Raw genomic sequence first — 11,345 nt, forward strand, 5'->3', positions numbered from 1 at the left:
TTATCTATGAGTATAAAAAGAAAGGAATGAGTGTTTTTGAAACAACCCGCATTGAGCTTTATTGATGTGTCCTTTTCAAAGGGCGATTTACATATTATAAAAAATATTAGTGGAGAAATAACAGCAGGAAATATCACTGCCTTTATCGGCCCTTCAGGCGCAGGAAAATCCACATTATTTCGTTTAATTAACCAACTTACAACAAAGACAACAGGGGAAATCATATTCAATAGTCAATCAATCGACACATTTAATCCCATGACGTTAAGAAAGAAAGTGGGTGTTGTCTTGCAAGAAGCTGTCATGATTCCAGGCACTGTCTATGACAATCTTAGACTTCCCCGCCAATTAGAGGGACGTGACCTTCCCCTTACAGAGGCGAAAGACTTTTTAAGAAAAGTGGGCTTAGAGGAAAAGTTTCTACACACAAAAGCGAAGGAGCTCTCAGGCGGTCAAAAACAAAAGGTGTCTATTGCAAGGACACTCGTAAATGAACCGGAAATCTTATTAATGGATGAAATCACTTCCTCACTTGATCAAGTTTCAGCTCAAGCGATTGAGTCACTCATTACATCTTTTAATCACGATGAGCGTCAAACAATCTTGTGGATTACCCACAATATCGATCAAGCGAAACGGTTAAGTGATGAGACATGGGTATTAATCGATGGCGAGTGCCTGTACCAAGGGCCAACAGCCGATTTATATAATGCAACTGACAAACATGTCAGAGACTTTCTTGAAGGAGGCGATGGGCCATGACGTATTTCACCTTATCTTTAACATTGTTGTTTGTACTCATTCCGCTTATACTTGCCCATGTCTTAAAATTGAATATTGAAAAAGATATCATCATTGCAACCAGTCGTTCGATTGTTCAATTATTACTCGTCGGCTATTTACTCCAATTTATCTTTGACCAAAACGACCCCCTATTTATGATACTGATGGTCGGTTTAATTATTTTTGCTGCGACGCATAACGCTAGAAAAAAAGGGGTCAACATAAAGGGCATTACTTGGAAACTCATTTTAACTTACACAACAATCGAAATACTTACACAATCCATCTTAATCGGCTTAAACATCACTCCAGCAACACCGCAGTATGTCATACCTATTAGCGGGATGGTCGTAGGGAATGCGATGGTGCTATCGATTTTATTTTTAAATCGCTTAACAGATGAAGTAGAAGATAAACAAAGTCAAATCGAACTGATTCTTTCCCTTGGCGGTTCTCCTAAGCAAGCGATCCATCGTCAACTCATTACATCTATTAAGGCTAGCACAGTCCCTACCATTGAAACACAAAAAACTATGGGCCTTGTACAATTACCTGGTATGATGAGCGGACAAATCATTGCTGGCGCTGATCCTATTCAAGCGGTTCAATTTCAGTTACTGATCTTATTTATCCTCCTAACAACAGCAATCATAACGAGTGTCATGCTTGGTTATTTATCTTATCCCGCTCTGTTTACTGAAAAAATGCAATTAAACGACAACTTAAAATAATTAAAAACGCCAGATCCCATTAGTGGTTCTGGCGTCTTTAATTATAAGTAACATTGATTTAATCCATCGAACGATACGCTTGAACCATTTGTTCATAATTCACCGCACCTAATGCCACATATTGAACAATACCATGTGAATCAATCATAAAAGATGTTGGTACCGGCTGAATGCCATATTGCGATGACACACTTAGTTCCTCATCTAATAAGACTTGAAAAGATAGACCAAAATCCTCAATAAATTCGATTACATCAGTAACAGCGGACTCAGTTGGTGTTAAATTAACCGCTAAAATTTCAACATCATGTTCTTGATAGAACTTTTCCATATCAGGCATTTCAGCTCGACAGGGAGGACACCAAGTTCCCCAAAAGTTAAGCATCACTTTTGTCCCCCGATAATCTGATAGTGAAACCGTGTCACCTGCTGCTGTTGTTAGAGTAAAATCTGGCGCTAAATTCCCCACACTCGTACCGACTAAAGCGGCATCGGAATGATCAACAGTTGCATCAGACTCTTCACCAATTTCTTCCTGGTCTTCCACAACATCAAAAGCCTCTTTTGACGCTTTCTCTTCTCCAAATGGCCCAGCAAACTCATAGACACTATAACCAAACATTAATAGCAATACTACGGCAATAATAATTTTCTTCATACAAACCCCTCCATTAACCTAAATTCTCAAACCATGTCCCTTCAATTAGACGCAACAAGAGGTTAGATAATCGTGCTAACTCTCCAGTAAACAACAAGAAACCAAAAAGAATAATTAATATGCCACCAACTCTGGTTAGTCGTTCACTGTATTTCACTAACCATTTCTGAGAGCCTAAAAAGAAAGTGAATAATAAAAACGGCAAACTAAAACCAATTATATATACACTTGTATACAAAGCACCTGCCGCTGGACTTGTCGCCGCTAAAATGAGAATCGAAGCGAAAATCGGACCAATACAAGGTGTCCAACCAGCTGAGAAACCAACCCCCACAAAGAAACTTCCAAATAAACCAGCTGGTTTATTCTTAAATCGCATGCGTCGCTCTTGCATCAGAAACGGGATCTTAATCCAACCACCAACGATTAAGCCAATCAAAACTAAAAAGATGCCGGCAATTCTTTGAACAAACAAGCCTGTATCACCTGTAAGTAGCGATTGAAGCCACTCGCCTAAAAACGAAACGGACAGACCTAAACTTAGAAAGACAACAGAAACTCCGAGCAAGAAAAAAACAGCATGCAGCAGCAATCTTCCTCGTAGTTTCATATCATGTTTATCTGATAAATCTTTAACACTGACACCTGTTATATATGACAAGTACGCTGGAAATATTGGTAATGTACAGGGCGATAAGAATGATAACACACCTGCCGAAAGAGCGAGCCATAGTGTGACGTCTGTAGCTGGTTGCATAATTTACCTACTTTCTTGTTTTTTTTGTGATAAAAATATAAACAAACTCCCTAAAAGGCTAAATGTTAAATAAAATAAGCCATGAACATAAAAGCCAAAAAACGGCATGAAGTCGATGAAGGATAAACTAAACAAACCCACCCCGTAGAGAATCAATAACCCGAAAAGTTGCTTTTGACTCGCCGGCGATATGAATAGTAAAGCAAGGAGTGTAATAAATAAGAAACCTAACTGATATATAGAAACCTTATATGTCGTTAAAATAAGCGTAAAAAAGAGTTGAATAAATTGGCTACCAACAATAAAACGAGCTAGACTATCAATAAAGTCTCCACTTAACATCACTTTTTTTTGCTTTGACACGACCATAACACCAATAGTCATCGCCAAAGCAAGGTACAATGCTGTTGAATTACTTGGATAGGCGAGAACCGCTACTGGATCTTCAAAAAACAGTGGCATGTTTAAGATGATTTTAGCGACAATGATAAAAATCATTAAATAAAGAAAACCATCAACCACCTTGTTCATATGTATTTTTTTCTTTTCTTGATCTAATGGGCTCGTCAAATATAAAAACAGCGCGCCACCAAATAAACCTATGATGGTTACAACGAGTGTTGCTTTAATGATTAATGGTCCTAAGATGATGGCTTCAGGCAACATCATGACACCCCCTTATTGGTTGTTCTTTTATCAACCTTTACGTTTAGCATTATACCTAACCTGGTATCAATTTAAAACCATTTTGCTTTCAAACAGAGAAACACCCTGATCGAAGTTACCACCACAATCGATCAGGGCGCTCTCATTAAGATATTTTATTTAATTTGATCAATTGCCCCGATTAAAATATCCTCTACTTCTTTAGCTAGCTCTATTAACATGTCATCTTCTAACATCTTTGCTTGTGTTGACGGACGCGGCATACCAATATGCGTTGTTCCATCAACTTCATAAATCATCACCTTGCATGGTAAAAACATATGAGCTAATGGATTTTGATCGATCAATGCTTTTGCGCGTTTTGGATTACATACTTCAAATGCATACGATGCTTGATTATAGTCGACACCTTTTTTCTGCATAATCGCCATTAAATCTAACTCGCCTAAAATTCCGAATTGAATCGTTGGCACTACTTCGTATAAAGCATCCTTTAATTCAGCCGCTGATTTTTCTGATGTGACAACATAATGATACATTATCTAAAACACTCCTTTTATTATTCGCTCTAAAATACCTATACCCCTGTAGGTCCTTGGTAAAACATCATACCCCCCGTTAAATTCGTCACGTCATATCCATGATTTTCTAAAAATTGCACAGCTCCTTGACTACGCGCCCCAGATAAACAAACGACATAATATGGGGTGTTTTTATCAAGATCTTTTAAGCGGTATGGAATCTGACCTAATGGAATATTTACTGCTCCAGGTATTTTACCGTCTAATAATTCATAAGGTTCACGAACGTCAATGACATTCACTTCTTCCTTATTTGTAATTTTATTGACTAACTCATTAACTTGAATAGCTTTCATAATTTCCTCCTTATCAATCATCCATTATTTTCTACTTTTAATCAATAAATCCATCGCTTCTTGAATCAATTGCTCTCTTTCTTCTTCATTTTGCGGTTGAATTAAACATTGTTGCAAATTCTCACTCACAACTAGACCAATGGTCTTATCAACTGCGTTACGAACAGCAGACATCTGTGTCACAACATCCCGACACGACTGATCTCTTTCCATCATTTTCACAAGACCACGTATTTGTCCTTCTACTCTTCTTAAGCGATTAGTTAGTTTTTTATCATATTTCATTTTTAACGCTCCTCATGCGACGCATTCAATTAGTTCACGAGCGACATGATTTTTTCGGGGTCAAATCCAAGTACCCACTCGTCATTCACTTTCGTCTGCGGCACACCCATTTGACCTGTTTGATTTACCACATATTGCATCGCTAACGGATCTTGTTGCACATTCACATCTTTATAATCAATATTTTGCGCTTCTAAAAAGTTTTTTAACATGACACAGTAGGGACAAGAATTTGTTGTATAAACTATTATTTCATTCATCTTTAATTGCCTCCTTGAATTAGTTTCTGACACAATTATATACCCCTAAGGGTATTAAGTCAATCGTTTTGTTCTTATTTTTTTACCGCACTTTCATTCACTTACGAGAAAGCAAACCAAAGAGGTAAAAGCGCACCTTTTACCTCTTTAGTTTTATTAACTGGTTTTTAATTGTTGATTCATCTGCTTGATTTGCGCATCAATTTCCTGAGGCGGTAGCGGTTTACTAAAGTAATACCCTTGAATCAATCGGCAACGAAGCTGTTTAAGTAAATTTAATTGATTTTCAGTCTCAACACCTTCAACAACGACACAAAGATCAAGTGATCGGCTCATTTCAACTATCGCGCGAACAATCGCTAAATCATTTGATTCTTCATCCATATTGCGTACAAAAGCACGATCAATCTTAAGGATATCAATTGGAAATTTCTTGATATACGACAGTGATGAATAGCCAATACCAAAGTCATCAACAGAAATACGGATACCAATAGCTTTTAATTCATTTAATACACGATTAGATAAAGCAATATCTTTCATAAGGATATTTTCCGTTATTTCAAAGACCAAGTGTTCATATTGACATTCAGACTTTTTCAAGATTGTTTTGATTCGTTCAACAAAATCTTCTTCAATAATTTGACGATAAGAAATATTTATTGAGACAATTGCATCTAAACCATTTTCTTCCCAAGTTTTTAATTGCCGGCACGCATTCTCTACGACCCAATAACCAATTTGCACAATCCTCCCAGACTGCTCAGCAATCGGAATAAATTCCGTTGGGTTCACGTACCCATAGGTTTGATGGTTCCAACGAATTAATGCCTCAAATCCATATAATTTCTTTTCTCTCACATCAATAATCGGTTGATAGAACAGCTCAAATTCTTCATAATCGGCTGCATAATATAAATCATTCTTTATTTGGAGCTGGCGTTTAGACTGTTCACGTTGGTCAGGGTGATAATAATGAACCTTCACCTCTTCGTCCAGTTGCGCTTGTTTTAAGGCCATTTCTGCTTCACTTAATAATTGGTCTGTCGATTGATCTCTGAAAATAGACACCCCAACAGAGAGCGTCGTCACAATGTCTTTTCCATTCAGGTGCCACGGTTCTTCAATCGCCGTTATAACCGTATCAATTTGTTGGTCAAGAACAGCAGTGTTTGTCTCTTTTAGAATAAATGAAAATTCACCTTCTCCTGTCCTAGCAAATAAGTCAATAAATTCAAAAGGCGACATTAATTCTGATAGTTCTTTGAGGATAAAAATCATTGCCCCTTCACCATAGGCATGTTGAATGTGATTCATCTCATCCAAACTAACAATCATAAGACTCAACGCTCGGTGTTGTTTAACCCTCTCATCAAGTTTTTGCTTAAAATAAAAGCGATTAGGTAGTTGCGTTAATGGGTCAAAATACAATGATCGATTTAACGCTTGTTCAAACGCTTTTCTATCAGTTACATCACGAATATTTAATAATAGCTTTTCTTCTAAATCTTTATGATCAAAGAAAATGGCCCCATTTACTTCAATCGTATCTTCCGGTTGCGATAATCGTACAACATTTAATTCAAATGTATCACTTTGTTTCGTTTCTTTAATAAGACGTAAAAAACTATCAAAACGATCTCTAATTTGTTCAGGAAATTGCATAAGCAACCTGAAGATATCAGAGAGTTCACCAAAGTAGTTTTGGGCAGTCGGAGACATATAATCAATACCGTCTCTTTCATTGATGAGGATAATCATATCCGATGAATGCTCAGAAATAAGTCGATAGATTCTTTCACTCTCGGTAATCTTTTGCAAGAATTTTATTTTCTGAAGTGCTATAGCAAAAATGGACGTGTAAGATAGCACGGCTGAAGCCATAATTGGTAGTGCAGTCACATCTTCGGAAACTAAAACAACAAAAATACCGAGAACTTCTTTTGCCTCAGAATACACTGGCGTCGAATAAAGAGACGCATACCCTGACTCATTCGTAAACAATGGTTTAACGTAATCCGGGATAATGTCTTTTACATCTATGACTCGCTTTTCTTGCTTAAGTTTATCAATGACTTGGACACTCATTTGAGGCGAGAAAAACGCCCTTGTTTCGCGCTTAACATTCTTGGAGTAAAGCGGTACAACTTTATCGTCTTCAACAAAGTGAAGCAAGAGAACTTCAGCTTCTAAATGATGTGTCACACGATTGACGAGATATTCCAGCAGCTGCATTTCATCATTTACTCTAATCACAGCTTCAAACATATCAAGCTGATTTTCAATTAAATGATGTTGTTCTTGTTGCTGCGTGACATCCTCTTCAATACCTAAATAATAATCCAGTTGATTTGACTGGTTGAAGATAGGTGATAACCTTAATGCGTTCCAAAAAAACGTCCCATCTCTTTTATAATCAGGCAAGATCTTCATCAATGGCTGTTGTCGAGCTATTGATGACTTCATTTCCTCATGATATGTTTTGGTTTTCTCATTTGCAAACAAGCGATACTCGCGTCCTACAACATCCTTTTCGCTATAGCCTGTAAGGCGTTCATGCGCTTTATTTACAAATAACACAGGATAATGCGGTCTATTAGGGTTAATCAAGACCACACCTTGAGTGATTTGTTCCATGACATGTCGGTAGCGCTCATTTATTTCAGAAATATTTTTTAGTTCATGTTCTTTTTTTAACCGTTTACTTAACTCCTCTTGCTGCCTTAATTCCAGTCGGTCAATAAGATAATAAATTAGCACCGATGTCATGATAATAAAAAAGTAACCTTTAACCGTTTGAACAGACAACACGTCAAATAAGCGAAAATCACTATCTTCAACGACATAGTCAGAAAAAGTAATCCAAAGTGCAGAAATAATAAAGTATATTATGGTAATACGTAAAGATGATTTCATCTGATTCACTCCAAGCATCTTTTAGAATCTCGGTAAGCATCGTTAAGTTAAAAAATCTCACATATTAGTATTCCCTACCAGTTAAGGGGATAAACAGTCCTTGAGTCACTAATTTAATGTTGACTTTGACTTTTCATTTTTTATCACCAAGCATTAAAGTTGCCCTTACGTTCAAAAAGTGATTAAATGACTCCAGATATCCATTAAAAAGAGGTGACGTTATGACAACATTTAAAATGATAGAATCAAATGAAGCACTTGATGACTTTTTATCTAAAGACGGGGTAACTTTCTTGTACATTTCACGCCCAAACTGTAGTGTGTGCGTAAGCTTATTACCACAAATAGAGAAAGTTTTTGAAGATTTCCCAGCAATCAAAACAGCTTATGTAAACCAAGAAGACGTACCTGAAGTGGCAGGTCGCTTCAATATATTCACAGTACCCGTTCTTATTCTATTTGTTGATGGCAAAGAGTATTTAAGAGAAGCACGTATCGTTCCCATCGAACCTTTCAAAGAAAAAGTGAGTAAAATAGTTAATGGTTATTATAACCAACACGAAACCAGCTAATACACTATTTGTATCAGCTGGTTTCATTCATTTCTTCTATCAGTCAATCTTGATTAAGTCAGTTGGGGAAATTAACCCTTTTAGTTTTTCGAAACTTTCTCCGGTTTCAGTAATCAAAAGAGCGTCAATAACCTTTTCTCTTTTTAAGGCATCCATAAATATTGCCTCGGCCTCAAACACACTCATATCAGCTGGAATAAAGCGATAATTTGCTTCCCTTATTGTATCGTCATTAAGCAAAGTTAGCACCTTTGTATTAAATAGCTTATCACAATCACCATTCATATGGTGGGCAATAAAATGTAGAACACACTTATCCGTCACAAGCCCCATAAATTGCTTACTCCGATAGACAGGAAATTGAGAGAATTTTGTTTCCTTAATCAAATGAAGAACGTCTTCAATAGTAAGGTCCGCTTGGATTGTCCGCAATGTCTTAGAAAACAAATCAATGACCTTTTTAGGTGCGGTAAGTTCTTGTTCTATAGTTTCAATCATATCAACAATGTCATCATGAGGATCTGCGATGGTATACTCATGCCCCGTACGTTCATGGACAATCGCATTTCTCAGTTCAGAGAACTCTAATAAATCTTGTTGATAATGATTGATAATGGGGTTCGTTTTCTTCAACCGCTGCACCGCACGATGAAAGGGCACATACCTTGTATCTTTTAATTGTTGATCTAAATATTTTTCAATCTTATTAAATGCGATAATAAAGCGTTCATCATTTCTCATCGGTATCACCTCAACACTCTTTTTTTCCATTATACACGAAATACCGAAGAAACTATACTCGGTTTATTTATCCCTCATCCACTAGACCCTATTCAACTTTTTACATCAACATTATTTAAGAAAGCTTAAATTGGGCCACTTTTTGATACAAGTTTTCAGCTAAATGCTTTAGTTGATCACCTACTTCTGAAATGCGACCAACGGAATGCGCGCTTTCTTCTGAAGATGCAGCTGTTTCTTCTATACCTGCTGCTGATTCTTCAGATAAAGAAGCTATACTTTCAATCGATTGATGCATGCGTTGACTGCCGTCCGTTAAAGCCTGTAGTCTAGCAGCAATCGAAACCAGTGAAGTTGAAACGTGCTGATAAGCATGATCCATTTCTAAAAAGACTTGCTTCGTTTCATGTATTTGACTCGATCCTTTTTCAACTTGTTGATAGCCCTCTTTTAAACTTTGACCGACATTCATTGATTCAACTTGAATCGTTTCTGTAATCGATGTGATTTGAAGGATGGACGTTGATACTTGTTCTGCTAACTTTCTCACCTCATCTGCCACAACAGCAAATCCTTTTCCGTGTTCCCCAGCACGTGCCGCTTCAATTGCCGCATTTAGGGCTAAAAGGTTAGTTTGCTCTGCTACATTCTGAATGACATCAACTAACTTAGATATCTTACCTGTTTCAACATTCAATGCTTCCACACGGTTAACCGCCTGTGTAACGACATGATGCACTGTTTGCATTTGCTTTACACTAGCATCCATCGATGCCGTTCCTTTTTTCGTAAGTTTTGTCACACTTTCCGCTTGCTTTGCAGCTAAATCTGTAGTAGTTGACGTCTCAATCACTGTTGAAAGATACTCCTCCATCATTTCATTTAACTCTTGAGCATGATTGGCCTGATTTTCAGCACCATGAGACAAATCAGTCATTGTCACAACAATTTGTTGACTACTATCTTTCACCTGATTAGCTGATGTAGTTAATGTCACACTTTCATTTAACACTTGGCTAGACGCCGCCTTTATTTCCTCAATCACACTTCGAACATCCTCTTGCATGCGGTACATTTGTTGTGCTAACAACCCAATCTCATCACGTCTTTTAGAATATAGACGTTCACTCGTTAAGTCTCCTGTCGCCATTGCACTCATCCGATCCATCACTTTTTTAAGAGGTTGACGAATGGAATGGCCTAAGATTAAACTCATAGCAATAAAAAGCAAAGAAGCTACAGCAATGACAACCAAGACAATCTTATAATTTTGTTGATAGACCAAATGTGTATCTTCGTATAAAGTTGTCACAGCTTCTTGATTTATTGCCATAAGTTGTCCTAAATAATCGCTTAACGGCTCAAAAAACAAACCAATATTTCTCAACTCGTCTCTCGACATCTCGAATTCACCCGCTTCAATCATACCTATATGGTTATTGACCACACGCTGGAATCTAATCCAATTAGCTTTAACACTCTTAAACAGCTCCTCTTCCTCCTCTGTCGAGATAACGCTTTCAAATCGGGTGATAGCTGTTTCTATTTTGGAGAAATGCGTTTTAACCGTCTCAACATATGTAGCATCTTCATAAGTAACAGCCGTTAACATATTAACTTGAGCGTTTTCAGCTAACCGGATAATTTGATTTAAATCCTGCATTGGTTCCACTCGTTGTTCGTACATCTCATCTGAGCTTGCTCGTGTCCTTTCCAAAGCCTCTAAACTCACCCAACCAATAAACCCAATAAAAACAATGGTTATAAGTGTATTAACTAGTAATTTGTTTGTAATATTCATTTAAAAACTCTCCCATCATATTAATTCATTTCTCTAAATATATTATCGTCACTTGTACTTACATTTTCAAGTGTTTTTATTATATCACAATAAATAATAGATAACCTTTTAAAATAATACTTGAAACATATCCACTTAGACAAAAAAATAAGCAAGCATTAATCACACATGATGATTAATAACTCACTTATACGGATAAATATATGAACTACATCAGCACTAAAGTACCGAGTTTCTAGGAACACTCAGAACTTGATATCTGCTATTTCAAGCAAATATCAGCGGTTTAAGCTATTAA

13 protein-coding genes are annotated in these 11,345 nt (G+C 36.9%); 3 read left to right on the forward strand and 10 right to left on the reverse strand.

Annotated elements, in window-relative coordinates:
• Positions 1-36: 36 nt before the first annotated feature.
• Both BM163_RS11370 and BM163_RS11375 read left to right on the forward strand, forming a co-directional pair.
• Positions 37-762: an ABC transporter ATP-binding protein gene (locus tag BM163_RS11370; RefSeq protein ID WP_229675566.1), complete on the forward strand. Its 726-nt coding sequence runs from the start codon at positions 37-39 to the stop codon at positions 760-762.
• A complete protein-coding gene (locus BM163_RS11375) occupies positions 759-1,514 on the forward strand; it encodes an ABC transporter permease (RefSeq protein ID WP_089803235.1) in 756 nt (251 codons plus the stop codon). Before BM163_RS11370 ends, BM163_RS11375 begins: the two co-directional genes overlap by 4 nt.
• 58 nt (positions 1,515-1,572) lie before the next feature.
• Here BM163_RS11375 and BM163_RS11380 read toward each other — a convergent pair whose 3' ends face one another.
• The 8 genes from BM163_RS11380 to BM163_RS11415 all read right to left on the reverse strand — a co-directional run bounded on the left by BM163_RS11380 (position 1,573) and on the right by BM163_RS11415 (position 7,933).
• Positions 1,573-2,172 carry a peroxiredoxin family protein gene (locus BM163_RS11380; protein WP_089803236.1) on the reverse strand — a complete coding sequence of 200 codons (600 nt, stop codon included), beginning with the start codon at positions 2,170-2,172 and terminating at the stop codon, positions 1,573-1,575.
• A 13-nt stretch (positions 2,173-2,185) separates the two neighbouring features.
• A complete protein-coding gene (locus tag BM163_RS11385) occupies positions 2,186-2,929 on the reverse strand; it encodes a cytochrome c biogenesis CcdA family protein (protein WP_089803238.1) in 744 nt (247 codons plus the stop codon).
• Between the two features lie 3 nt (positions 2,930-2,932).
• The gene (locus BM163_RS11390; protein WP_089803240.1) at positions 2,933-3,595 is read right to left on the reverse strand and encodes a hypothetical protein; all 663 of its coding nucleotides are present in this window, start codon (positions 3,593-3,595) and stop codon (positions 2,933-2,935) included.
• Positions 3,596-3,750: 155 nt separating this feature from the next.
• Positions 3,751-4,134: a DUF302 domain-containing protein gene (locus BM163_RS11395; protein WP_089803242.1), complete on the reverse strand. Its 384-nt coding sequence runs from the start codon at positions 4,132-4,134 to the stop codon at positions 3,751-3,753.
• 38 nt (positions 4,135-4,172) lie between these two features.
• A complete protein-coding gene (locus BM163_RS11400; RefSeq protein ID WP_089803244.1) occupies positions 4,173-4,472 on the reverse strand; it encodes a rhodanese-like domain-containing protein in 300 nt (99 codons plus the stop codon).
• Between the two features lie 24 nt (positions 4,473-4,496).
• On the reverse strand, positions 4,497-4,757 hold the full coding sequence (locus tag BM163_RS11405; protein ID WP_089803246.1) for a metal-sensitive transcriptional regulator: 261 nt from the start codon (positions 4,755-4,757) through the stop codon (positions 4,497-4,499).
• 29 nt (positions 4,758-4,786) lie between these two features.
• Positions 4,787-5,017: a glutaredoxin family protein gene (locus BM163_RS11410; protein ID WP_089803248.1), complete on the reverse strand. Its 231-nt coding sequence runs from the start codon at positions 5,015-5,017 to the stop codon at positions 4,787-4,789.
• A gap of 156 nt (positions 5,018-5,173) precedes the next feature.
• Positions 5,174-7,933: an EAL domain-containing protein gene (locus tag BM163_RS11415; RefSeq protein WP_170243725.1), complete on the reverse strand. Its 2,760-nt coding sequence runs from the start codon at positions 7,931-7,933 to the stop codon at positions 5,174-5,176.
• Between the two features lie 221 nt (positions 7,934-8,154).
• Between BM163_RS11415 and BM163_RS11420 the strand changes: the two genes are divergently transcribed.
• Positions 8,155-8,505, forward strand: a complete 351-nt coding sequence (locus BM163_RS11420) for a thioredoxin family protein (RefSeq protein ID WP_089803252.1) — start codon at positions 8,155-8,157, stop codon at positions 8,503-8,505.
• Between the two features lie 39 nt (positions 8,506-8,544).
• On the opposite strand, the gene BM163_RS11425 is transcribed toward BM163_RS11420, so the two are convergent.
• Both BM163_RS11425 and BM163_RS11430 read right to left on the reverse strand, forming a co-directional pair.
• Positions 8,545-9,246 (reverse strand): CBS domain-containing protein, encoded by a 702-nt coding sequence (locus tag BM163_RS11425; protein WP_089803253.1) that lies wholly within the window; start codon positions 9,244-9,246, stop codon positions 8,545-8,547.
• A gap of 115 nt (positions 9,247-9,361) precedes the next feature.
• Positions 9,362-11,047: a methyl-accepting chemotaxis protein gene (locus BM163_RS11430; RefSeq protein ID WP_089803255.1), complete on the reverse strand. Its 1,686-nt coding sequence runs from the start codon at positions 11,045-11,047 to the stop codon at positions 9,362-9,364.
• Positions 11,048-11,345 lie beyond the last annotated feature (298 nt).

The organism is Halolactibacillus alkaliphilus, from assembly GCF_900115465.1.
Lineage (GTDB): Bacteria > Bacillota > Bacilli > Bacillales > Amphibacillaceae > Halolactibacillus > Halolactibacillus alkaliphilus.